Origin of the sequence: Methanosarcina sp. 2.H.T.1A.6 (genome assembly GCF_000979455.1) — an archaeon.
Classification (GTDB): domain Archaea; phylum Halobacteriota; class Methanosarcinia; order Methanosarcinales; family Methanosarcinaceae; genus Methanosarcina.
In genome coordinates this window covers 83,384-108,050 of the sequence record NZ_JJOY01000038.1, presented here as the reverse complement: position 1 = coordinate 108,050, position 24,667 = coordinate 83,384, and the positions used below count along the sequence as shown (strand labels likewise).

Genomic DNA, 24,667 nt, shown 5'->3' with positions numbered 1-24,667 from the left:
GGTCATCGTTTAAGGATTTATTTCCTTCCCCTTGCACTCTTTTTTTGGATCAAACCCCTTTATTTCTTATTCAAACAACTTTCATTTATTATTCGAACAACTTTATTTATAATTCAATCCCGTTTATTTTGTATTCAAATCACTTCATTGTATATTCAAACCACTTCATTTCTTGTCCAACCCCGTTCATCTCTAAACTTTTCTCTGTTTACATGCAGATCCAATGCTTGACTTTCATATCCGCTCATTTTTCATATAACACTCATTATAGTTTCAAAAGTTCTTTGAATTCCGCATCTATGAAGGATTACTGTCAACAAATCTGATGCATTCTCTGCAAATATTGTGTTCCAACATATAACCTCCGGAATGTACTCCAACGTAACCTCCGGAATTGTAACATTGTGTTTTTTTCACCGTGTGCTTATTGCTTTTACAGGGTCCAGCTTCGCTGCCTGTCGCGCAGGATAAATTCCGGTAATCAGGTTCAGCAGGAAAACGGCAGCAATAATTAACACGATGTCCTGAGCGCGGACAACAATCGGGATAAAGGTAATACCCCCGTAGACATCTGAAGAAGCTGCCGGGATTTCATACCCACCTATTGCCAGGGCTATAAGGACCCCTGCAAAAGTACCGAAAAGGGCGCCCAGCAGGCCGAGAATCCCGCTCTGGAGAATGAAAATCTTCTGGATGCTTGAGACCGGGGCACCCATGGCGCGGAGCATGCCTATCTGGCCCGTTGCACCGATAACCGAAAGGTTCAGGGTACTGACCACGCCAAAAGAGGCTATTACGATAATAAGGCCATATATAACGTTGTTTGAAGTGCTTTCGATAGCAATGGTACGGAGGATTGCAGGGTTTGTCTCGGTCCAGCCTTTTGCCTTATAACCGGTTTTCCCGATCTCGGCTGCGATTTCCCGATCCGTATTAAAATCCCTGAGCCGGACTGAAATGCCATTAACCACATCCGGGACATCATAGAATTGCTGGGCAGTATCCAGGGAAGTATAGGTCAGAGACTCGTCCAGAGGGGAGCCAGTATGAAAAATCCCCACAATTCTAAGAGAAAGAGGATTTGCATTCGGAAAAGATACATCTACGGAATCGCCCAGATTAACTTCAAGTTTATCTGCCAGCCTTGAGCCGATAACCACTGTATTTCTTGAGAACTCGAGTTCCCGGAAACTGCCTTCTACAATATCTTCTTCAATCAAGCTGATTTCATTTTCCTTTAAAGGGACCACCCCTTTAAGCTCAGCATTGAGGGAATTGTCCTTGAACCGGAAAGAAGCCTGCCCCGTAAGGAAAGGAGAAACTGCAGTAACTCCTTCGATTGAACTGATCTCCTCCATGAGATTCCTGTAGAGGTAGATGTGATCTTCACCTTCCTGCGGAGAGACCGAGACTTGAGGGAGTTTGTTTACGGTAGTGTCGTAAAGCTCCCCTGTAAAACCAACCATGAGAGCCTGGGAAACCGTGAGTACCATCACAGCAAGAGCTATTGCGCCTACCGAAAGGAGAGTCTGGAATTTTCTTGCCCGGATCTGCCTTAGGGCAATAAAGAGTTCATAGCGCATGGGATTCACGGCTTTTTTGGCTTTTTTAGCTGTTTTGAGCTTTTTTAGCTGTTTTGAGCTTTTTTAGCTGTTTTGAGCTTTATTCGGATGTTGTTCAGGATTTTTTCCTGATTGGTACATCTGTGGTACATCTGTGCTTTTACACAAACGGGTTTTAATGCAGCTTTTTGAAAAGGGCGAAAACCATGGCAAGCCCTGCAACCCCGGCAGCAACCGAAAAGCCAGGGATGCCGTTTCCACCGTTTTCTCCCGGGGTTTCGTTCCCTGTGCCGGGGCTTACCTTACTTGCATTTGAGGGGGAAAGATCGGACTCAATAATGGTTTCCCTGCGTTCGATAACATCTCCATTGTTGCCGAAAAGTTCGATCTCAAGCCTGTAGACCCCTTCCGTGAGCCTTTCTTTCCAGGCAACCTCAACGGTCTCATCATCATCATTCAGCAGTACGGGGACTCTTTCCCGGACGGATTCAACAAACACGGATCTGCCAGATCCTGAGGTTCCCTGCAGTTTATATACGGAAAAAACCAGGTTTCCTCCAAAAGGCACCTGGGAACGCCCTAAAACAGTTGCACTTGCTCCGGTCTCATCTTGATAGATATCAGTAATCTCTGCATCGTCTCTGGAAGTGAAATTCTCTGCTGAAGCGATAAACCCTCTACTGGGAGAATAGACCCGGACCTTCACCCTTCCCGTATACTCTTTATTGTTTTCGAGGAGGGTACCCCAGGATGCGGAAAAAGCTTCCGGGAAACTTGTCAGGGATGCCTTTTCAGTTTTTGTACTGTAAATGACATCGTGCCCATCTATAAGCATGTATTCGAGATCAAAAAGTGAAGCCTGGTTGGGGGAGAGCGCAACAGTGATCCCTTCGGAGTTGGGGACAAGGTCATCGACCTGAAGTCTGGAAGCGGAGTTGCTGCCGTAAACAAAACTATATTCCGATTCTGAAAGCACGTTCCCCTGTTCCAGAAGCCTTGCCTTCAGGGTGTAAGCCCCGCGTTCGGCATTCCTGATCTCCCAGAAGCCAACTTTCATGACCATCGTATTCGCAGGAAAACTGCCAGTTGAAAAGGCCTGTTCAGCAATGACCTCTTCATTCCCCCTTTCCGGCCTGAGCAGAGAGACCTCAAGAGTCAGGTTCTCCTCCGGCTGGCTTGAGTAGAGTGTTACATCAAAGGACTCGAGGTCGCTGTAGAGTTCGGCTATGCGGGCTGAACCTGTTCCATCGACCTGAGAGGCATCTGCTGCAGAGGCCGGGAGGACCGAAATAAGAAATAAAACAAGTAAGAAAAGCACGGCTTTCATGGTCTTTTTTCCCCGATTCAATAACAAAAAGATTGTTCTGATCTTATTTAAACGAAATGCAGCCGGATAAACATATGGATTAACATATTATTCTCTCCAGCCCGCAAGTAGAAACAGAGAAAAATCAGAGCCTGAAATAACAGAGAAAAACAGAAGCCTGAAATAACAGATAAAAAATCAGAAGCCAGAAATAACAGAGAAAAAATTAGAAGCCTGAAATAACAGAGAAAAAATCAGAAGCCAGAAATTTAGGGATAATCAACCGGTTAATAGGGGGTCACAAAATAAAGATTAAAGGAAAGATGGTTGAGCAGATAAAAAATTTGAGAAATAAATAATTTTTTGAACTAAATAAACAAAACCTGCAGCGAATCCGAAAGTATTTATTCTTTAGTTGAAGTATAAGAAGACAATTATTTAATCTAAGCAAGTTTACTTGATTTATTACCCTGAGAACAAAAATCTCACTGTCGGTTTTAATGATATTTTTAGTTCCACCTGAATTATATAAAAAACACGTGTTCGACCAGAAGGTATGGTAAAAATGGAGAAGAAAAGCCTCTTAATCCTGGGAACCGCATCTCATGTTGGTAAAAGTTCAGTTGTGACTGCCATATGCAGGATCCTGTCCAGAAGCTACAGGGTTGCCCCCTTCAAGGCCCAGAACATGAGCCTGAATTCCTGGATCACAAAAGACGGAAAGGAAATCGGGATTGCACAGGCAATCCAGGCAAAAGCCGCAGGTGTCGAACCTACTGCGGACATGAACCCTGTCCTCCTGAAGCCAAAAGGGGACCGTGTTTCCCAGGTAATCCTGCTGGGCGAACCCTATGCTGACAAGAGTGCAGGCGAGTATTACGATTCCATTGAGGAGATGCATGCAGTCCTTAAAGGGGCTCTCGAAAGGCTCTGGAAAGAACACGACATCATTGTTATGGAAGGAGCCGGAGGGGCTGCAGAGATCAACCTCTATGAAAGGGATATCGTAAATATAGGTACTGCCAGGCTCACTCAGGCTCCCATAATCCTTGTAGGGGATATTGAAAGGGGAGGCGTGTTTGCAAGCCTTTACGGCACGGTTGCCCTTCTGCCCGAAGATGTAAAAAAGAACGTCAAAGGGCTTATAATCAATAAGTTCAGGGGAGACCCTGAAATCCTGAGGCCCGGACTTAAGCAGCTTGAGGAAAAAACCGGAATCCCGGTGCTCGGAGTCCTTCCCCATTTCAAGCTCCGCATCCCCTCAGAAGATTCGGTCTCACTCGGGGATAAAGAAGGTTCAAAGACAGAAAAAGAAATTGAAATCGCAGTTATCCGCCTGCCCAGGATCTCAAACTTTACGGACTTCGAACCCCTTGAGGGGCTCGTAAAAGTCCGTTACGTAGACATTGACGAAGAACTCGGAACCCCTGATGCGATCATGATCCCCGGCACGAAGAACACGGTCAATGACCTTCTCGACCTCAGGGCAAGCGGCATGGACAAAAAAATCCGGGCCTTCAAAGGAAAAATCCCAATCTTCGGGATCTGCGGCGGTTACCAGATGCTTGGCAGGACCATCTTTGATTCCGGAGTGGAAAATGGAGTCGAAGCCGAATTTGAAGGCCTCGGCCTCCTGGATATAGGGACCAGATTCGGAGCCTATGAAAAGAGAACAGTCCAGGTAACAAAGAAAGTTAACGGCCACGGTCCCATCCTGAACCCCATTGACGGTGAAGAGATAAAAGGTTACGAGATCCACATGGGAGTTACGGATTCAGCCCGCACCGTTTTCGGAGACGACGGAGCTATTGATGAAGAAGGCCTGGTAATCGGCACATATCTTCACGGCCTCTTTGATAACGGAAATATAAGAAATGCCCTTGTTCAATATCTCTGCGAGAAAAAAGGGCTTGAGTACACGCCTGAAGAGATCGTAAGCGAAAAAGACGCCTATGACGAACTCGCAAGTGTATTTGAGCAAAACATTGACATGGAAAAGTTCTACGAGATTTCAGGGGTCTGAAAATCCCCTCCCCCGCAAAGAGAAATAAATTACCGGAAACACGCTCAAACAGGTGCTGCTTATTCCGCAGTACCTGAAGCCTTTATAGCAATTTTACCTGAAAAAAGCTGGAGTTGAGGTATAATTCAAAATAGGTGTTGAGCGGGTTCCGGAAAAGATACTGGAATATCGAAACTGAAAAAAATGGTACTCGGGTTAAAGTATAATGCTCGCGGAGGCATAATTACTCGCCAGAACCCACTCAACGTTCAATAATTTTCTCGCGAACTATTTTTTAGAATTTTTTCTACTTAATTGGGTAAGGACGATATATCGCACCCTTGATTAATTTAAGGAGTGCCTGTTTTTTTGCTTCAATTCAAAAGATTCGATTACATCCCTCGCACTAATTCAATGGGATATAGGTAACTCAAAAAAAGTGTACGCTTTTGTAGGAGTTATGCACAATCATAAATTTAAAAATTGCCTCAACTAAAAAAACTCTTTTTCTACAATTTTTGATTTAATATGTTAATATAAATAAAACTATTTCTCTTTTTACAAAATGCTGTAAAAAGTTCTACATAGTTTGCATCTACTGCGGTAATTGGCTATAATTTGTATATCTCTATAATTTTTGAAACAAATGTGTTTTTAAAAGAATATTATAACAGAAATTAAAAATAGGTACAGCGTTGACTCAGACGAATATCGAAAAAGTTATTAACAAATAGATTTAATCGACTATAATTAGAAGGACCGAGCTTATGGATTATGTTCAAATTCTTGAATCTATAGTCAAATTTATAACTTATTTTCCAAATTATCCTATTCCTCAGCATCTCTATATTTACTTAGGAAAATGGTATCCTTATTTTATCACATTTCTTATAATCTTTATAATATTTTATGTGATTAATAGATATAGATTTAAATACGGTTTATTTAAAAATCACTCTTTATTGATATTTGTTATTGCTTTTATTTTTTGGGCAGAATTTTTGGTGGTTCCACGGTTAGATATTATGGGGCCTTCACAAATAAACGCACCTACTAAGATGGACGTAATTACTTGGACAATAGTATTATTTTTAATAGCAGTTTTATTATTTTTAGTTAGTTTAAGATTTAATGGTTATATTAAATTACCTGATGATTATTATCAGGATGTAAATGATATAATCGGGGTAATAAGAACGTTTGTTGTTTTTCTTAGTTTTTTTTGTTTTATATTTTTTTGTACACTATCTGTAACTTCTTATGATGGAAATCTAACTATTGGACGTGTATCTTGTGATATTGATTCGGAGTATAAAATCGGATCACTGGTTAGCACTCTTGTAAATATGGGAGGACCGGATACTGGTTTGTGTATAACAGTATCAAGTGAAAAGCCTGGAGACTTAAAAGAAATATCTTCTTTAAATTTAAATTCAAGAGATTCAAAAAATCAAATAAATAATACATTAAAATCCAGCGGATGTTTGACTGGAAAAGCAATTGATGCAGGAAAATATAAAATTGATATCAATACAACATCATTAGATCCTGGATATTATAATTTAAGATTCGAAAATACAAAATATAAGCAAATAAACTCAGTTTATACATTCTATTTATCAGTATAATATAAAAGAAAAAATCAGAAGAATTATTGTAGAGTGCATATGATATTCAATTTTACATTTTATGGTTTTATTGCTACTCTATGTATAGCTTATGCTCAGCTTTTTAACGAGGAAGATGACTTAGTGAATATAAATATGAAAAATGTTCTCAAACAGAGTACCCGCTTTAGTTATTCCGATATAAAAAACGTTTGTCAAATATTTATTGATATATTCGATAAATATTATTCTGACACCTTCAAACACCCTGCATTCTCTAATTTTTTGTGGGTTTCTATTTTTATTTATTGGGGAATTGTGTTTTTATTCAGCATATTCGGAGCTACCGATAAATACGTCAACACAATACAGGTTTTATCAATTAGTTTAGTATTTGGCTCTCTTATGGCTATTTTAAGTACATTTGGTGGTTCAATAGGATTTAAAGAAAGCATCCCAACCCTTGACAATTTATATGATCAGCTAACATATTTTATAAAACACAAGTTAAAGTTAAAAAACAAACCTTATAGCGAATATCGAAATGAAAAAATTTCTTTAAAAAAATGTGTTTTTGCAAGTATGTGTTGGGCAATGTCTTTTGGTATCTTTTTTTTAACAATGGGTATAATAATTCAACTAGCCCCTGAATCGTTAATAACAAGTAGTGGTTTTCCCGATATACCCATCTTCCATCTAGGATATACTGAATTCATAAAGTTTTATGGTTTAATCAGTTTAATTATCGTCGCCGTTTTCTTTTTCCCTGCTGCTTATATGTATATTGTTTTTTCAGCTATGGAAAAATATAAATCATTTTTTAAAATATCACCATTAATTGTAATAATAAGCTCATTTATTACAATTGTACTTTGTTCTGTATTTAAATATAATTTAATATTACCACTTCTAAAAGAGAATCGTTTCTTTTTATATAATTTCGTTCCATTTTTCTTTCTAAATGTACTTGCCGATTCTCTTAGTATATTGGAAACCCGCTATATGTTAAACAAAGCAATATCAGGATCGAAGGGAACATTGGTTTTATTTATATTTTTAGACCTATTGACATCGAGTCTTATTTATCTTTTAGTTCCAATGTTAAATGGTGATCTAACTATTTTTTTAGATGCTATTACTTTTAATGGGAAAATGGCATGGGTAGGAATATTTTATTGGTCAAGTTTATTTACATCTATTCTTTTCTATTTATACGTATCAGGATTTTTCATATTACATATACTCTGCAAGTGTAGCAACAACAAATACTTTGTAAACAAACCAAATAAGTGGCTAGGAATCATTCTCTTTTTAATAGTTACAACTGTTTACTTGATTCCAACAAGATTTGAATTTGTCTTACCGACATTACTAATTATTATTATTTTAATGCTGTTGAGTTTAGTTATAATGATAAAATCCAAAAAATTAAATTTCAATAGTTAATTTGTCAATGATTAATAAAACCAAGTTTTTCCAAGCTTTAACTCTCTCCATATTGAACTATATTATCAAATTTTACTAAGAGATATGAAATTTAATGGCTCTTCGCTGTTTTGTGTGGGTTGAAAATAATTGCTTAGTCTAAAGTAGCCAGGCCAAAAAGAGAAACATCAAAAATGAATGTGATTTTCAACAACAAATGTTTCTATATTTTAGATGTGCTACTTCAACATTTAGGGATGAATGCAAGTTACCCACTCGAAACAGCGAAGAGCCAATTTTTAATATTACAACCCTTTTACAACCTCTATTGATACCGTTTTACTATTTTACTGAAAAATATACAATTTCTCTTGATACCTTTTTTACAATATTACTGTAAAATTTACGTTTTTACAATTTACAATAAAAACATACGTTTTTTACTTTTGACTTGAAACCAACGCCTCCCACTTATTTACTCTGTCCAGAACATGAGCATTGAGAGTAAACGGTTTATCTGACTTGGCATTTTGTTTCATATAATGCAAAGTACCTTTAGAAAACCTAACTTCTTCCAATCAACATAAGAAATATTGAGAATCTTTTGCCTTATATCATAAGAATCAATTCTCTCAATTTCATATTCAGGCTTAACAAAGACCAGTTTGTCCTTCTTGCTTGTAAGGTAATGGGCTAATTCCCTTACTTTCAGAAAGATAACATAGCTCCATGTGCTTTCTTTTCCCTGGTAACTTACTTTTTTATTCAGCATATTGGAAAATTCATTAACAATCTTTCTGGCTCCTGTAGGTTTTAGCCTTAGATTGTAATTTTCAGTCCTTATGAGATCTTTACTTTCCATAGCTCCACTTTCAACCAGGCTGATAACTGCCAGATCCACAAGGAACCTGAAAGGCTCCTGGAAATCATAGGCTAAGCTGTTTTTGCTGGGGTCATTTTGTGCAAAACTCTCTCCGCAAGAGCCGCGCCGAATCAATTATCGGGATTTGAGGTTCCAGCCAGTGATGATTTGAATGTCCGGTCCGGCAGCTATCGTGAATTATAATAATTCAGAATGGCCCAATGAACCTTATACCATAAAAGACATGTATTTACAAATATCAATTAGTTATTAATCAATAACTTTTTGTTATGAAAAAATAACTAAAAAACAAAATATTACAGTATATTCCAAATCTACCGGAGGCAAAGAAATGGCAGAAGCAGCAAGTTCTGATAAAGCAAAACCTTCCCCAACTCTCAATACAATTCTTATGGTAGAAGATACTCTTAAAAACAGCCCGGACAGCGTTGTAACAGTTGCGGAACTCAAGAGAATGCTGCCAAGGCAGGTAAATCACAATACACTGATGGTCATTCTGGATTATTTAGAGCAAGGAAATAAAATTGTTGTTGGACTTAAGGGAATAACCTGGATTCACAGCAGGAATGAAAACTTAAGAAAGGCCGTGGTTCAGGGACTTGAACTATGAAAGCTGTCAGAGTAATTCTTACTCCAGAGGCTGCAAATGTATATCATAATTTCATGAGCAAAGCAGCAGACTCAAAGCAGGAGGAAGTTATCCTTAACGCATTCATTCAGAAAGTAGAGCTACTAAAGGATAATGTTCACTATGGGCAGCCTATTGCCAAAAAACTGATTCCTGCCGAGTACAGGACCAGATATGGAATTACAAACCTGTTTAGAGTGGAGCTTCCTAATTTTTGGAGAATGCTTTACACGCTTACAGCAGGAGAGTCAGGCATTGAAATTATCGTACTGGTTCTTGACATAATTGACCATAAAAAATATGACAAAAAGTTTGGATATAAAAAGTAAATTAGTGATTTACAAGTTTTATCTTCTTTTGCATTTTATCTCGATGAACCAAACCTGATAAAGAGAAGTAGCAACATTTCAGGTTAAAAAATAGCTGTTTTTCAGATTTTGGAAACGTATTGAATTTTCTATACAATAACTTCTTGATAATTGTGATTTTTCAGAACTTTCGGCACACTGCCGGTTTGAATTTTTATAGGAGATCTGTAGCTTCGGTTTTTGTATGTACTGAGAGTAATAGACAGAAGAAACCAGGAGTTATGCAGTCCGAAAAAAGAAATATTACAATGCTTTTTGAAATCCTGTGCCTGAAAAAAGGGTGTTGAGCGGTTAGGGGGTTAGAATATGGGGAGTATTTTTGAAAGAAAATTTGATACCATTTGGGGCTTGGTATGCATGCTCGTAGAGGGCGATAAATCCCAGAAGGTTAACCACTCAACAGTACCTATTTTTGCTGCTAAGTATTTATGCCTTATGAATTAATCATACTGAACTAAGATCACTAAACTCAGACTTCAAAAATCCATAACTATCATTAAATAAATTAAATTTTATTCACAAAAACCCCGGAAAAATGAAGAATAATATCTAAAAATTTAATATATGAAACCCGGCTGAGTACAACAATTCCTTCAAGCCCTTATTTTTACTCATATTTAAATAACTGCAGTTGTTTCCCTTCGGATTTCTATCTGATCTATAAGAATATCACAGGTAAGAGTCTCACTGGTAGGGTTTTACATGGTTTACCCGGTCCCGAATTTTATAGAAAAAGCTCCAGGAATCTTATCCGGTTTTCCCTTCTGAATTAACACAATGTCAAAACAAAATAGTCTAAAGTTTTAAAGAGTGTTATCCCCAGTTCAGTGTAAGCAAAAATTTTAAAACTAATGAAGTGTGATCTAATAATAAAAATGCTTTTCAAAGATAATTATGAGGAATCCAAACTCATAAAATATTATTGATTATATCTGCATGAAGAGCCAGGTAAACATTAATTGGAGGATTTATATTGAAATACGCATTTCAGAGAAAGACTCTCTTTATGATAATCTTGTTTTGTGCAACCGCAGGAATCTTAATAGCACCTGCATCTGCAGATATTACAAGTTGGAGCATATCTCCGGATAATTCCAGCGTAGGAGACGTTATAAAAATATCTGGAGAGGCCGCATCTAAAGAAATAATTGAAGTATCCATTTTGCATGAAGAACTTGTTCCGGTTTCAGGAAAAAATTACATTTATCAGATAAACAATCTGAAGGTCCCCCCGGCTGTACGTGGAGGAAAAAGTTTCTTTAGTGTCAACGCAAGTGGAGAAAATGACTGCATTGAAGTAAAGGACATCAATGTAAGGGTAAAGAAGGGGAGATGGTTCTCCAGGCATACTGATGCCTCAGACGGTTTTGCGAAAATTTCTCAGTCGAATGTGCCCTCCTGGATGAACTATTTCGTGAAAATCGATGGAAATGTCAAAGGGAATCCAAAGGGCAATGTCAGTCTTGTGTTCGAATCCGAATACGAAGCTGCAAAAGCTGACAAGAAAGGGAATTTCAAATTCAGTTATGATACAAAATCCCTTCCCTCGGGCAACTACACAATAACTATAAAGAACACCATAGATGGAATCGACAATCAGGGGGAGTTCTACCTCAGCCCTGCAGAAGACTCCGTGGGAAAAAAGAAGCAGGGAAAATGCCTTTAAGCAGCTTCTTTAAGCAGCTTCTTTAAGTAGCTTCTTTAAGCAGCTTCTTTAAGCATCACTTTGAGTAATAAGGTACTTGCAGAAAGGGAAAGCAGGAAAGAGGGAATTTGACTCCATAGAATCAGAAATAATTCAAAGGAGCCATTCTTTCACACCTTTCATCTGCTGCAAATTCATATCCTGTATGTTTATTTCTGTATGTTTATTTCCAGAACTTTCTGTATGTTTATTTCTGTATGTTTATTTCCAGAACTTTCTGTATGTTTATTTCCAGAACTTTCTGTATGTTTATTTCCAGAACTTTTTTTCATTCATTTAACGGGAAAGCTCCACCTCAGCCCCCGGAATGCCTGAAACCGGGAGTCTCAGGGGTGAAAGCAAATAACCGTTCTCAATGTCCGAGATCCTGAACTTCATATCAACCGTCTTTCCTGAAGCCCTGATTTTTACATTGCCTCCCTTTACAAGCCCCAGCTTGCGGACCATGCTCAGGTTCAGTTCTACAAAGGCGCTGCAGTCTTCAACCCCGTGCCACATGAAGGGGGACAGAGAATAAACGAGCGAAGCTGAAGAACATTCAGGACAGGATTTCTCCGGGCAGGACTCAGAATTGGACACCTCTGAATTGGACACGGAACAGGATTCCTGACCAGTTTCATGTTTTGAACACGGGGTTTCAACTTCCGCCGTCACCGGGAACGACTCAGCGGGTTTCCGGAAGGCAAACTCATCTGCTTCCTTTAGTCCGATGACTTCAAACACCTCTTTCCGGGCCGATTCAAAATCGAGCTGTTTTCCGAAAGCTGCTGCCAGGCCGGAAAGGGCATCAAAACCTGAAGTGGAGTTTCCGCCTACCGAAAGAAGCCTTCCTTCCGCATTGAGTACTGTGCCATGTTTGCGGTAAAAAGGTTCGGACGCGATTAATATGTCGGCGAGCCCGGAAAATTCTCCCTGTCCGGATGTCTGGACTATCAGGGTATCCAGTTTCGAGAGAGCCTGTAATGCAGCTTCCCTGTCAGGAGCAAGTTCGAGAAGATCGGATTCCAGGCAGAAGAGGGTCTTTATTTTTCCGGAATTGATGTCCTCAAACAGCTTATCCAGCGTACGCTGCTTTGTGTGGGCTGAAAGCAGCGCTGTTCCTGCAGAGTTTGCAAAGGGCCTGAGGAAGAAGGGTTTTGCACCGGAAGCCTGTGCAAGGTCCAGGACTGCTTTAATATGTGCCGGATCGGAGTAAGGGTGAATATCGGCTATAAGCACGGAGTCACGGGAAGGGGATAATGCCTTTTCGTACTCTTCCGGCTTCAGGCAGAACTGCTCATCAGCAACGGGCAGATGTCTGGGACCTATGCAGACGACCTTCGCCCCGTTTTCTTTTGCCCTGATAACCCTCCTGAGAAGCAGGGGATACTGGGAATAGGGGTCAACAAAGAGAAAGACCTGTTTTGCTTTTTCGAGTCCCTCAAGGGACATACCCTGGAAAAGTGCAGAGTGCATTTTTGCAGGGAGTGAAGAGTAAATGCCCATCCCGGTCTCTACTCCGGCGCCAAACGCACCTGCAAGGGCTGAGAAAGCCTTCTGCTCTTCATTTGTAGTGTTTCCCACCGAAAAGAAAGCCAGGCTTTCTGCAGGCGCGGTTTTCAGAGCCTCGGATGCTGCTGATATAGCGGCTTTTAGCTCTGACTTCTGTCCTCTAACCATTGAGGCCTGAGGCTCTGTGTGGGCCTGAGGCTCTGTATAATAGACCGGAAGCTTCAGCCCGAACCTGCAGAGTTTGCCTGCATTTACCGGGGAGCTTTTCCGGAAGTCCACTGAAACCGAAGTTTCCCCGGTTCCTGAGACCATTTCCCTTATATAGAGCCCGCAGGCAAGCCCGCAGCCCGGACATATACTTGAGTACACATTCTCCCTGTTTTTCACCTGCATGAGCAGCCACCTCCTTCATTATCCTCATTGTCTTCGGGCTTCAGGGCAAAAAAGGGCGGAGTCCTGTCAGACATGCCCGGAAGGTACCTGTATTCTTTCTGGACGGGAACGGCAAAGCGCTGGTAAAGGCGTGTGAGCGGGATTTCCGCGGGGCAGACGTCTTCACACTGCCCGCAGCCAATACAGGAATCCGAAAGGTGCAGGAAGCGCACCATATGGAAAAGGGACATTTTGTAGCTGTCTGCAAGGGACGAGTACGCCGTACATTTGGAATCCTCTCCGCAGGTGCAAACCGGGCAGACTGCTTTACAGGCTCCGCAGTGGATACAGTTTTCAAGCTCCTTCCTGAAGTACTCGAAGCGTTCTTCCCCATTCTCAATCGTGGAAAAAACCTCAGCCTTCCGTTTCTCGCTCATCCCGAGCATTACCTTATTGACCTTTTCCCGGACAGAAATACTTTTTTCATCAGCCTGCATAACTTCGGCAAAGCCTGCACTGACAGCATTTCTGAGGAGCTCTGCCCCTTTTTCAGTCATTACTTCCACAAAGGTGCCTCTGCCTGCAAGGTCGCCGGAAACACCCCAGTTCCCGCAGGCGAGGTCGGCATTTGTTGGGATCTTTACCTGGCAGTAGCGGCAGGAGTCTCTCCTCCCAAGCCCGTCGGCTTCAAGGTCGTCAATGGGAACTGCATGTTCTTTTCCGTCCTTTGTGAAGAAAACCAGCTTTCCTTTTACGATTTCTTCTCCTGCAATCTCTTCGGGCCCAAGCCTGTAGACGGTCTCAAGCATTCTCCTGACTTTTTCAGGGTGCATTGTGCCCCCGCAGTTAAGGCCTATAACGTAGGTGTCCTCAGGGGACAGGGCATTTCTTTTTGCCCTCTCGACAACCGCCCTTGCATCACACGGTTTTGCAGGCAGGGCTATTTTTCCGGAACAGGTTTCAGGCTTTAAGTACCTGGCAAGGTTTACGGGTACGGAGTGCATGGAACCTGCGGACTCCAGGACCTCTTTCACGTCCGAGGTAAACACCGGATAGGCTTCGAATTCGCTGACTTTTTTCAGGATGAGCACCCTTTCCACAAGCCCTGTTTCAAGGGCAGATGCAAGCACTGCTGTCACAAGCCCTCCTGAAGCTCCGCGCGCCCGCACCTCTTCGGATGCAGCCCAGCCAAGCAGCCTGTCCCCGACTTTAATGTCGGCAGCAACTTTCAGTTCTGACATTTCAGGCCACCCCTTCGGGTTTTAAGACACATGGACCAAGCTGCCTGACCTGTTCCGTAACCTTACGGACAACCTCGGCAAACTTTTCGCCTTCTGATGCCGAGATCCAGTTAAGCTGCAGCCTTTCTTCTTCCAGGCCGAGTTCTTTTAACATCGAACGCATGAAATTGAATTTTACAAGGGTCTTTTCATTTCCGTTTATGTAGTGGCAGTCCCCGAGGTGGCAGCCTGTGATCATCACGGCATCGGCTCCCTCAAGGAAAGCGGAGAATACATGCACAGGGTCTACCCTGCTCGAACACATCACGCGGATGATGCGCATGCTCGCAGGCTGCTGGAAACGCCCGATTCCAGCACCGTCTGCACCTGCATAGGAACACCAGTTACAGCAGAACATTACAATCCTGGGTTCCCATGCCTCAGAGATTTCGTTTTTGTCAGGTTCCATTAGCGGACCTCCTCAGAATAAGTAAAGACATCTTTCACCTGGGCAAGGAGCTGGTCATTTCTGAAATGCTGCTGGTCGAGAGCACCTGTCGGGCAGCTCATCGCACATGCCCCGCAGCCCTTGCAGAGGGCAGGATTAACCCCGGATTTCCTTACCTTATAAGAAATACCCTGTTTTTCGATCCATACTTCCTTTAAGCTGATCGCCCCGTAAGGGCAGACCGCTTCACATGCCCCGCAGCCCACGCAGAGTTCGGCATTGACTTTTGAGATGACAGCACTTGATTCCAGAGACTTTCTGGAGAGGATTGTACATGCCCTCGAAGCCGCAGCTGCTGCCTGGGCGATGCTTTCGTCTACAAGTTTGGGAGCCTGGGCTGTCCCACAGAGGAAAACCCCTTCGGTTGCAAAGTCCACAGGCCTTAACTTTATGTGGACTTCCAGGAAAAAGCCGTTTGAGTCCAGAGGGACCTTGAACATAGGAGCAATCTGCCTGTTTGTGGCAGGAGCTACAAGCGGAGCGCTCAGGACTATAAGGTCGGCATCGATTTCCAGGTCAAAACCCGTAATCTCGTCATATACGCGGACCTCTTTCTCCCCTATCCAGGGAAGCCGGGTGTCGGAGTAAGCAATAAAGCGGACTCCTGCAGCCCTTGCTCTTGAATAGAGCTCTTCCCATGCCCCATAAGTACGCATTTCCCTGTACAGCACATGCACGGTAGCCGACGGGTCCATTTTCTTGATGCGGAGCGCGTTTTTAACTGCAGTTATACAGCAGACCCTTGAACAATACGGACGCTCTTTATTCCTGCTTCCGGCACACTGGACCATTACCACATGTTTTGCCTTAAAATCGCCTTCGAGCTTCGCTTCAAGTTCGGACTGGGTGATAACATTCGGGAATTCCCCGTAACTGAAGTATCCTGCAGGTGAAAGCTCCTCGGCTCCTGTTGCAATAACCGCAACAGCAAACTTAACTTCCTGTTCCCTGCCTGCTGTATCCCTGACCCGGCCTTTGAAGTTTCCAACCGAGCCGCTGACCTCGACCAGTTCGGAACCTGTCAGGACTTTGATAAGAGGATGAACCCTGACCTTCTCGATAAGAGGGATAAGGATTTCCCTGGTTTTCCTGCCGTCCTGCAGGGCTGTTATATCCCTGAGGAGCCCGCCGAGTTCGGCTTCTTTTTCCACAATCAGGACTTCAAACCCGTTTTCTGCGATCTCGAGAGCTGCATTCAGGCCTGAGATTCCACCCCCAAGCACCAGGGCATTGTGCCCGAGCGAGAGTTCCTGTTTATAAAGTGGAGCAAGGTGCCTGATCCTGGAAACCCCCATCCTTACAATATCCTTTGCCTTCTCAGTGGCTTTTTCAGGCTCCTGCTGGTGAATCCATGAGCAGTGTTCTCTGATGTTTACAAGCTCAAAGAGGTATGGGTTCAGTCCTGCAGCCCTGCAGCTTTCCTGAAAGAGGGGTTCGTGAGTTCTCGGAGTGCAGGAAGCAACAAGTACCCTGTTCAGCCCGTGTTCCGCGATCATTTCCTTGATCCGCTCCTGGGCATCTTCGGAGCAGGCATACATTTCCTCTCTTGCAACTGCCACATTTTCAAGCGTGCTGGCATAACGGACAACTTCAGGGACGTTAACAAAGCCTCCTATGTTCGTGCCGCAGTGGCAGACAACCACACCTACCTTCGGTTTGCCTTCTACTACCTTTTCAGGTGGGAACTCCTTTTTGCTTTCCAGAGTCCCGCGGGCAGAAGAGAGCAGAGCTCCGGCTTTTGCAGCAGCCCCGCTTGCCTGAGCCACTGTATCCGGAATATCTTTTGGCCCCTGCACGGCGCCTGCAGCGAAAACTCCAGGCCTGTTCGTGCTCATCGGTTCCTCTATTGGAGTACTGATAAATCCGGCTCCCGTAAGCCCGACCCCTGCAAGCCTGGCAAGTTCTTTACCTGACTCGGAAGCCCCTATGCCTATGGAGAGGACGACCATATCGAACTCTTCGTGAGCTATGCTGCCGTCTTCTTCTTCATATGGGATCCTCAATTCGCCTTTCAGAGGGTCGGCTTCAACACATGAAGGGCGTGAACGGATGAAACGGACTTTTTTCTCGTTTTTTGCCCGCTGGTAAAATTCCTCAAAGCCTTTTCCGAAAGCCCTGATATCGATATTGAAGATTGCACATTCAATCTTCGGGTCGTGCTCTTTTGCAATCACGGCCTGCTTTACGGCGTACATGCAGCAAACCGAAGAACAGTACTTTCTCGATAATTTCTGGTTCCTTGACCCCACGCACTGGATAAAAGCAATCTTCTTTGGCTCCTTTCCTTTCGAGGTCTGGAGATGCCCGTGATAGGGCCCGGAAGCGTTCAGAAGCCTCTCAAACTGGAGGGAAGTTACAACATCGGGGTGCTCGGGCCTGTAAGCCTCAAGCCCTGCCGGGTTAAAAGCCTCAAAACCCGCAGCAAGAATTACAGCTCCGACCTTGAGGGAAAGTTCGAGGTCTTTCTGGGTGTAGTCAATAGCTCCTCGCTTGCAGACCTTTGCACAGTTTCCGCATTTACCTTTGTTAAGGTAGATGCAATTATCAGGGTCAATGGTCATTACCCTTGGAACAGCCTGCGGAAAAGCAAGATAAATTGCTTTCCTCGGGGCAAGCCCTTCATTGAACCCGTCTGAGACTTTCTTCGGGCATTTTTCAATACAATCTCCGCAGCCTGTACACTTCGTCTCGTCCACGTATCTGGCTTTTTTCTTGAGTTTTACTGTAAAGTCCCCGGCAACTCCGTCAATGGCAAGGACTTCACTGTATGCGAGCAGCTCTATGTTCGGGTGCCTGCTGGCTTCAACAAGCTTGGGAGAAAGGATACAGGCTGCACAGTCTGAAGTCGGGAACGTTTTATCAAGCTGGGCCATTTTTCCCCCAATTGTCGGCCCGGACTCGATAAGGTAAACTTTATACCCGCTATTTGCAAGGTCAAGGGAAGCCTGTACCCCGGCAATCCCTCCACCGACGACAGCAACTGCCCCGGTTATGTCCGTTTTCATGCTTTCAGCTCCTACAGATGTTTTTCAGATAAATTCGGCTTCAACACATTGTTTTTTAGCTTTTACTCCAGAGAAGCCTGAAGCTCATGTTGGCACTCCGCCCTTTCCAATTCCGGCACCTGCACCGAGTTTCCTGCCCGGAAACCTGCTTTCGGCTCTTTCTCCGAGCTTTGTATAGAACTCACTGTTCTGGATGCGGTTTAAGTGGATGCCCAGTTCTTCAGGGGAATACCCGAGAGCAAGCCCGAGGAGCTGGGAGTAATGGAGTACCGGGATATTGAACTCCTTTCCCAGGCGGTCTGCAAGCTCAATTTGCCCTTGGTCAAACTGAAGGTGGCAGAAAGGACAGGCATCTACGATGCAGTCCACGTTTGCGCTCTGCATGTGTTCGAGCTTTTTTTCAGTAAGTGCGAGAGCCACGTCCTGAACAGCAGAACGGGCTCCACCACCTGCACCGCAGCAGGCCATTTTGTCCTCATATTCCACGCTGCGGGCTCCTGTAGCTTCTACCAGTTCATCAAAAAAAGAGGGGTTTTCCGCGCTTCCGAGTTTTCTTTCATGGGCCGGCTTTATCAGGTGGCAGCCGTAGTGCACTGCGACCCTTAGGTCGAGAGGGTGGATGACCGCATCCCGGACTTTTTCTGGACTGACTTCCCTGAACAGGTATTCGACTATGTGCCTGACCTCAATCTTCCCGGAAAACTCCTTTCCGATCTCAGAAAGCTTTTCATTGACCCCGGCTTTTGCCTCAGGGTCTTCTTTTAAGATCCGGTTAGTGTCCGCAAGCGTGGCATAACAGCCGTTGCACACGGTCAGGATGTCCGCATCCAGAGATTCAGAGAGACAGAGATTCCGGCTTGCAAGGGTAAGCCAGGTCTTTTTGTCAAAGGACTGAAAGACTCCGGGAGCAGGACAACAGGAAGCTCCTTCAAGTTCCTTCAGGGAAATTCCAAGCCGTTCCATTACTTTCCGGGTGGCACTTTCAATGCCAGGATAACGGTTTGGGGCGATACAACCTAAAAAGAGAGAAAGGTTACGTTTTGAATTATCGGTAATGTTTTTTGTCATGTTTTCAGCTTCTTATCGCAATTTTGTGTTTCAGGCGGATTCGTATTTCAGGCTAAAGACTGCTGGTCAAACCCGACAAGCCTGTCAAACCCACAGGCTTTAATGAGATGCCTTACTTCTTCAAGGGCTTCCGGGCAGGAGTGTACGGTTCCGGGCAGTTCGTCCAGTTCAAGCTCTTTTCGCTTTTTCCTGTTCTGCTCATCAATCGGAACACCATGCCCAGTACGCATCACGTACTCTGCGATTTTTTTATGAGCTGGAAGCATGACACCGTTTTTTACGGCAATACTTCGAAGCTTAAGCATGGTGTCCACGGTTTTTACTCCCTCTGGGCATCGTTCTTGACACCTGAAGCAGGTAGTGCAGTACCAGAGGTGCTCGCTGTTGAGCACACGGTCCCGCAGCCCCATTGCAGACATGCGCAGAAGTTTTTTTATGTTGTACTGAGGTACAACATCGGTAACCGGGCAGCCTGTAGAGCAGCCCTTGCAGTTAAAACACATCAGAATCTTTTCGGCTCCGGTCTCCTCTTTGATCTCCTCAAAAAAGGTAGGATCGGATTCTGAGGTTTTTATAGGGTGTTTCATAGATTCATCCCTGATACAACTCTTAATATTTGACGTAAATAAGCAATTTTTCAGATTTTAGATGATTTTTCATATAGATGATTTTTCAGATTTTGGATAATTCTTCAAATATTTTGCCCGTTCTCAGGAATGCACTCATGCAATGTGTACAATTTCATACATTGACCTTCGCTACCTGAAAAAGGCAGGTTAAACAGGCCCCCTGTTCAGAAATCATCTTCAGGAAGTCGGGGGGTAATATTATAATAATATACTTAAAAGTTTCGCATATTTATCATGATAAATAATTATAAATATAGCAAAAAAAAATATTTAAATAAAGATATATCAAGTGGCTGCAACTCATCTGAAAAAAATACAAATTAAAAAAATTAAAGGCTGACCGACAGTGAATATTTCTAAGAATAGTAAAGAACGTTCAAAATTATAGAAAACTTGAACAGAGCGGCCTTTCCCTCAATAAAAAGAGGATTAAAAGAGAAAAGCTAAAAATAATCGCCAGAAAGGGAAAACAATAGATGAGCACAATAAGGAATAGCCTCCATACAAGCTGGTTGAGAAACTTATATTTGCCTTTTCCTTTCTGCAGACGCTGCTGATCGCGAGATGGCATTTCTGATTTTGACGATGAGTATCCCCTTCTCCTGCCAGCATAGAACACGAAGCCGATATCCTTGAAATTGGCCATGCAATCGTTCTTGATGCAGTCTTTGGGAAATGCGGTATTGGAGGCGGGAGCCTCGCTGGGTTTGTAGATGGTGAAATTGCGTCTCCTATTTTTTTGCGGGAAAAGCCGTTTGCAGGCTAACGGAACAATACCCCGGATATTGTCACTCTTAGTTGCGGTACTGGTACAAGATTTGTTTTTTAATCTGGTTGGCAGGCAGGCTCCGGCTCCGCGCGGCGCAGGGAAAGAAAACTGAGGTATTCCTTTTCCGGATTCCGGATAGATAAACCAGTTAATCAGAGACTACCGAAAAAATAGAACAATTGAAAAAAGTGTAGAGACAGAAAGTAGAAACTCGAATAAGAGTAAAACCGTAAGAAGTAGAAAATCGAAAATCGAAAAAGAGTAAAACCGTAAGAAGTAGAAAAGGAAATAGTAAACAGGTTTCAGAACATCCGGACCTGTCTGCCAAGCCCTTCCCGGACAGCCCTCTCATAAACCATGTGCGCAGTTGCGACGTCCTGAATCGCAAGCCCTGTGGAATCAAAGATCGTAATCTCCTCTTCACTTGTCCTGCCGGGTTTGAGTCCGGCGATAACTTCTCCAAGCTGGGCGTGAATATCATTTTCCGAGATGTAGTGCTTTGAAAGGGGCACGTTTACTTCCCCTGAGTGGAGCGCCTGTACCATATCATCGACAATGATCTTGGAGCGGAGGAGGAGTTCGGGGTCTAGTTCTTCTTTTCCTACCGCATCTGCGCCTATTGCGTTTATATGGGTCCCTTCTTTAATCCAGCTGGCTTTTACGATTGGTTTTCGGGTAGGAGTTGTCGTGACAAGGATATCGCAGTCGCATACCTTTTCAATGCTTTCCTCATAAAGGATTTCACAGGGCACGAAGTCTGCCATTTCCCTTATAAATTGTTCACAGCTTTCTTTTGTCCTGGAACTGATTTTCACAGTTTCGGGCTCAAAAACTTCACAGAGGGCTTCAAGCTGCGTCCTTGCCTGGTTTCCCGCGCCTACAAGGCCGATAATTTTAGAGTCCTTTCTTGCAAGGTATTTTGCAGCAATACCTCCGGCTGCTCCTGTCCGGATGTCGGTAAGGTAAGTCCCGTCCATAATTGCCACAGGGGCTCCGGTTTCTGGGGAAATGAGAATAATTAGCGCCATTACTGTAGGAAGGCCGAGCGTGGGGTTTCCGGGATGGACGTTTACGATTTTTACGCCTGTAATGTCCTCTTCTTCAAGATATGCAGGCATTGTCCTCAGGTCACCGTTGTAAGCTGTATAGTAAAGATAGGATTTTGGGGGCATCTGCACCTTGCCAAGCCCATGCTGTCTAAAAGCTCTTTCCACTACCTGCATATCAGAATGCATATCCACAACGCTTTTTACCTCTTCCTGAGACAGCCACAAAACTTCCATAACAGAACCCTCCACCGGAGCCATAGACCTTTCTCACATCCGAACCATAAGCTGGCTTCCGGCTGAAAACCAAGCTTATCTCGAATAAAACCGGAATAAAAACCGGCAAGCAAACAGTCACATCGATTGCCAGACAGCACAAATTGCTATTTTTATTCGCGCAAATATGTATATATAACATATATCTTCACTCATTTAAAGAACTTCCTTCCTTAAAGGAGAAATTATGCAAGAGAGTTCTGCTGCTTTTTCCGGACCCTACCTGAAAGAAAAACTGCTGAAGCCCGCCAGAGACATCAGAAGCATTCTGCGCTGGGGTTATCCTAAATTTGCAACCATCCGCTTCGTGGCTGACCACTCTCAGCTCAGTGTCAAGGAACGAAATATTCTCACAAGGGTGATTATGCCCCCGGATAAAGTCGTATCCAGAGTCAGGAAAAAAATAACCTGCGACGATATAAAAGATAGGGACCTCCTCCTTGACGGGTACAATGTCCTCCTCAGCGTGGACAGCCTGCTGAAAAACGAACCTATGTGGTTCTGCGACGACGGATATATCAGGGACACCCGCTATTACTTTAGCAAGGCACGCCAGGCTGAAGATATCGAGGAGGCTCTGGATTCTGTTCTTGAATTTTTATCAGAAGCTCGCCCGAAGTCAGTAACCTTCCTGCTTGATGCCCAGATCAGCCGAAGCGGAGAACTTGCCGGCTTTATCCGCTACAAACTCAAAGAACATGGGATTTCGGGCGAGGCTCGTACCTCAAAAACTACGGATTTCGACCTGAAAACCGAAGGCAGAAATTCCAAAAATAACCTCGTTGTAGCAACCTCCGACGGAATCGTAATTGACTCAGTCCTTCAGGTACTTGATATTCCGGCTTGCCTCATGGAAAAAATAGGAATTGAGCCTGTGAGGCTGTATTAAATTAGGGCTCTACTAATCTGAAACTCTACTAATCTGAAGCTCTACTAACCTGAGGCTCTACTAATCTGAAGCTCTACTAACCTGAGGCTCCACGAACCTGAAATTGTACTTGACTGAGCAGGCAAGATTCATTAATTAATTACCAGAAACTCTGTCTGGAATATTCTGCCTGCCTGTAGATTTCTTCGGCTTCTGCGTACTGCCCTTTTTCTTTCAGCAGATCTCCGTATCCGCAAAGGCTCCCGAAATGTCCGGGATCGAGTTCAAGGGCTTTTTTGTACTGGACCTCGGCTTCGTGCCTGTGCCCGAACCGGGCAAGCAGCTTTGCATATTCACAGTGAGTTTCCACATCCCCGGGGTCAATTTTAAGGGCATACCTGAAGTGTACCCTTGCCCCATGAATAATTCCATGGTCTGCAAGCAGACGGGCATAGAACAGGTGGAGCTTCGGGCTTTCCGGGTCTGCTTTGAGGGCTTCTATGTAGTGAGCTTCAGCTTCCAGGGGCTCCCCTTTTTCTTTAAGGAGGCGGGCATAGCGGAAATTGGACTCCACATGCCCGGGATCAAGTTCAAGCGCCCGGATATAATGGTAGTTAGCTTCGGTTTTTTGCCCGCATTTGTAAAGCAAGATTCCATACCCGCAGTGAGCTCCCACATGCCTCGGGTCAAGGAGAAGGGCTTTTTTGTACGCTTCTTCAGCGCCGTCCAGGTCCTTGAGCCTGTAAAGCAGGCATCCGTAATTGCAGAGCGTATCGACATGGAAAGGGTGGATTTCAAGAGCTCTTTCATACTGGACTTTTGCAGCATCAAGTTTCCCGAGCTCGGCTAGCATAGCTCCGTATCCGCAGAGAGCTTCTATATTTTCCGGGTTTTCCTCAAGCACTTCTTCAAATTCCCTGGCAGCAAGGTCCCCAAGCCCCAGCAAAGAAGCTGTTTTCCCCGCCTCCATGTGGGCTTCTTCCCGCATTTTCCCTGATAAAAGTAACGCGCATGCCCTGGAAAATGCATACTTTTCCCTGTACATCTTATCGTTGCCGAAAATAAAGGAGAGTTTCAGCAGAGTCTCTGTCAAAAGCGAGTGCTCACGTGAAAAAGAAATGACAAACTCAACGACCTCATCGAGATCACATTCATCTTCTGCAACCTTTTCGATTACATGAAAAACCAGCTTGTCTACGGCATCTATATCCATGCCCAAAACCTCCTAAATTTTACCTATACAGTTAATTTATTTGGCAGGCTATAAATAAATACCCATTTATATTCGTCCGACTATTATAGGCGCAGTTGTTTGGTTTTACTTAAAAACATTATTATATTTATGGAACACAGTATAAATAAATGTGGTTTTACTATATTGATTTCAAAACGAGTACGTTCAGGATTTTAATATATGCTTAGTTGTTCACCATCAATTGGGCGATATATCTCATTTTGAGGCTGCTGCATAGCACCCACAGCACCACCCACAAATCCGCATATAGACGATTTTCCGCATCAAGCGGTTTTGCAAGACCACACCAGGGCTAATCAAAAATAGCAAATGTTAAGATGTTTTGAAGTCAGAATAGCATGATATGTAAAAAATCCAATAAAAAGAATACTATGTGTTCTGAAACTTGTTGAGTAAATTCAGCAAGTAAAGCATTAGGATTAATTATGGTATACTTGTATGTAATAAGAACAACAGGTAATTAATCAGGAAACCACCGGTTTTAATGGGTGGGATTTCATATTATACCTCGTACGTTCCTTCTCCTGTAAAAAGCTGACCATTTACTGTTGTCCATCCATCCTGAGATCCGGACAATTTAAACGGGATAAAAAATTAGTAATAGAGGGTAACTTATTCGATCCGGGCAATGATATTAATTACAAATTTTCCTCTCAGTCACGTTGTTTAATTAA

The 24,667-nt window shown here is 43.4% G+C and carries 18 protein-coding genes and 1 pseudogene; 7 read left to right on the top strand and 12 right to left on the bottom strand.

What is annotated here, in order from left to right; translation table 11 throughout:
* Positions 1-155 precede the first annotated feature (155 nt).
* The 3 genes and pseudogenes from EO98_RS17920 to EO98_RS11020 form a co-directional block, all read right to left on the bottom strand.
* Positions 156-353 (bottom strand): annotated as a pseudogene (locus tag EO98_RS17920) (hypothetical protein); the annotation flags it as partial.
* 60 nt (positions 354-413) lie between these two features.
* Positions 414-1,583: an ABC transporter permease gene (locus EO98_RS11025; RefSeq protein WP_048137601.1), complete on the bottom strand. Its 1,170-nt coding sequence runs from the start codon at positions 1,581-1,583 to the stop codon at positions 414-416.
* A 154-nt stretch (positions 1,584-1,737) separates the two neighbouring features.
* Entirely contained in the window at positions 1,738-2,889 is a 1,152-nt protein-coding gene (locus EO98_RS11020) for a hypothetical protein (RefSeq protein ID WP_048137599.1), read from the bottom strand.
* Positions 2,890-3,433: 544 nt separating this feature from the next.
* Between EO98_RS11020 and EO98_RS11015 the strand changes: the two genes are divergently transcribed.
* From EO98_RS11015 to EO98_RS11005, 3 genes are all read left to right on the top strand, one after another.
* On the top strand, positions 3,434-4,891 hold the full coding sequence (locus tag EO98_RS11015) for a cobyric acid synthase (protein WP_048137622.1): 1,458 nt from the start codon (positions 3,434-3,436) through the stop codon (positions 4,889-4,891).
* 746 nt (positions 4,892-5,637) lie between these two features.
* The gene (locus EO98_RS11010; RefSeq protein ID WP_048137597.1) at positions 5,638-6,498 is read left to right on the top strand and encodes a hypothetical protein; all 861 of its coding nucleotides are present in this window, start codon (positions 5,638-5,640) and stop codon (positions 6,496-6,498) included.
* A 39-nt stretch (positions 6,499-6,537) separates the two neighbouring features.
* Entirely contained in the window at positions 6,538-7,923 is a 1,386-nt protein-coding gene (locus EO98_RS11005; RefSeq protein ID WP_048137594.1) for a hypothetical protein, read from the top strand.
* Positions 7,924-8,437: 514 nt separating this feature from the next.
* On the opposite strand, the gene EO98_RS11000 is transcribed toward EO98_RS11005, so the two are convergent.
* A complete protein-coding gene (locus EO98_RS11000; RefSeq protein ID WP_235283456.1) occupies positions 8,438-8,803 on the bottom strand; it encodes a CRISPR-associated protein Cas1 in 366 nt (121 codons plus the stop codon).
* Between the two features lie 313 nt (positions 8,804-9,116).
* On the opposite strand from EO98_RS11000, the gene EO98_RS10995 reads away from it, so the two are divergent.
* The 3 genes from EO98_RS10995 (at position 9,117) to EO98_RS10985 (ending at position 11,447) form a co-directional block, all read left to right on the top strand.
* Complete coding sequence (locus EO98_RS10995; RefSeq protein WP_048137592.1) at positions 9,117-9,395, top strand: hypothetical protein; 279 nt, start codon at positions 9,117-9,119, stop codon at positions 9,393-9,395.
* Positions 9,392-9,742: a hypothetical protein gene (locus EO98_RS10990; RefSeq protein ID WP_048137590.1), complete on the top strand. Its 351-nt coding sequence runs from the start codon at positions 9,392-9,394 to the stop codon at positions 9,740-9,742. Before EO98_RS10995 ends, EO98_RS10990 begins: the two co-directional genes overlap by 4 nt.
* A 1,012-nt stretch (positions 9,743-10,754) precedes the next feature.
* A complete protein-coding gene (locus EO98_RS10985) occupies positions 10,755-11,447 on the top strand; it encodes a hypothetical protein (protein WP_048137588.1) in 693 nt (230 codons plus the stop codon).
* A 315-nt stretch (positions 11,448-11,762) separates the two neighbouring features.
* On the opposite strand, the gene EO98_RS10980 is transcribed toward EO98_RS10985, so the two are convergent.
* The 7 genes from EO98_RS10980 to ala form a co-directional block, all read right to left on the bottom strand.
* Positions 11,763-13,370: a hypothetical protein gene (locus EO98_RS10980; protein ID WP_048137586.1), complete on the bottom strand. Its 1,608-nt coding sequence runs from the start codon at positions 13,368-13,370 to the stop codon at positions 11,763-11,765.
* Positions 13,361-14,590 carry a Coenzyme F420 hydrogenase/dehydrogenase, beta subunit C-terminal domain gene (locus EO98_RS10975; protein ID WP_048137584.1) on the bottom strand — a complete coding sequence of 410 codons (1,230 nt, stop codon included), beginning with the start codon at positions 14,588-14,590 and terminating at the stop codon, positions 13,361-13,363. Before EO98_RS10975 ends, EO98_RS10980 begins: the two co-directional genes overlap by 10 nt.
* Before the next feature lies 1 nt (position 14,591).
* Positions 14,592-15,038 (bottom strand): hydrogenase iron-sulfur subunit, encoded by a 447-nt coding sequence (locus EO98_RS10970; RefSeq protein WP_200895247.1) that lies wholly within the window; start codon positions 15,036-15,038, stop codon positions 14,592-14,594.
* Positions 15,038-18,082 (bottom strand): CoB--CoM heterodisulfide reductase iron-sulfur subunit A family protein, encoded by a 3,045-nt coding sequence (locus tag EO98_RS10965; RefSeq protein ID WP_048137582.1) that lies wholly within the window; start codon positions 18,080-18,082, stop codon positions 15,038-15,040. Before EO98_RS10965 ends, EO98_RS10970 begins: the two co-directional genes overlap by 1 nt.
* An 84-nt stretch (positions 18,083-18,166) precedes the next feature.
* Positions 18,167-19,150: a CoB--CoM heterodisulfide reductase subunit B gene (gene hdrB / locus EO98_RS10960; protein ID WP_082098578.1), complete on the bottom strand. Its 984-nt coding sequence runs from the start codon at positions 19,148-19,150 to the stop codon at positions 18,167-18,169.
* Between the two features lie 47 nt (positions 19,151-19,197).
* Positions 19,198-19,737: a CoB--CoM heterodisulfide reductase subunit C gene (gene hdrC / locus EO98_RS10955; protein WP_048137580.1), complete on the bottom strand. Its 540-nt coding sequence runs from the start codon at positions 19,735-19,737 to the stop codon at positions 19,198-19,200.
* Between the two features lie 1,113 nt (positions 19,738-20,850).
* A complete protein-coding gene (gene ala / locus EO98_RS10950; RefSeq protein WP_048137616.1) occupies positions 20,851-21,831 on the bottom strand; it encodes an alanine dehydrogenase in 981 nt (326 codons plus the stop codon).
* A gap of 226 nt (positions 21,832-22,057) precedes the next feature.
* On the opposite strand from ala, the gene EO98_RS10945 reads away from it, so the two are divergent.
* Positions 22,058-22,759, top strand: a complete 702-nt coding sequence (locus EO98_RS10945) for a DUF434 domain-containing protein (RefSeq protein WP_048137578.1) — start codon at positions 22,058-22,060, stop codon at positions 22,757-22,759.
* Positions 22,760-22,898: 139 nt separating this feature from the next.
* Here the strand turns inward: EO98_RS10945 and EO98_RS10940 are convergent, their stop codons facing one another.
* Positions 22,899-23,951 carry a lipopolysaccharide assembly protein LapB gene (locus EO98_RS10940; protein ID WP_048137576.1) on the bottom strand — a complete coding sequence of 351 codons (1,053 nt, stop codon included), beginning with the start codon at positions 23,949-23,951 and terminating at the stop codon, positions 22,899-22,901.
* Positions 23,952-24,667: the final 716 nt, after the last annotated feature.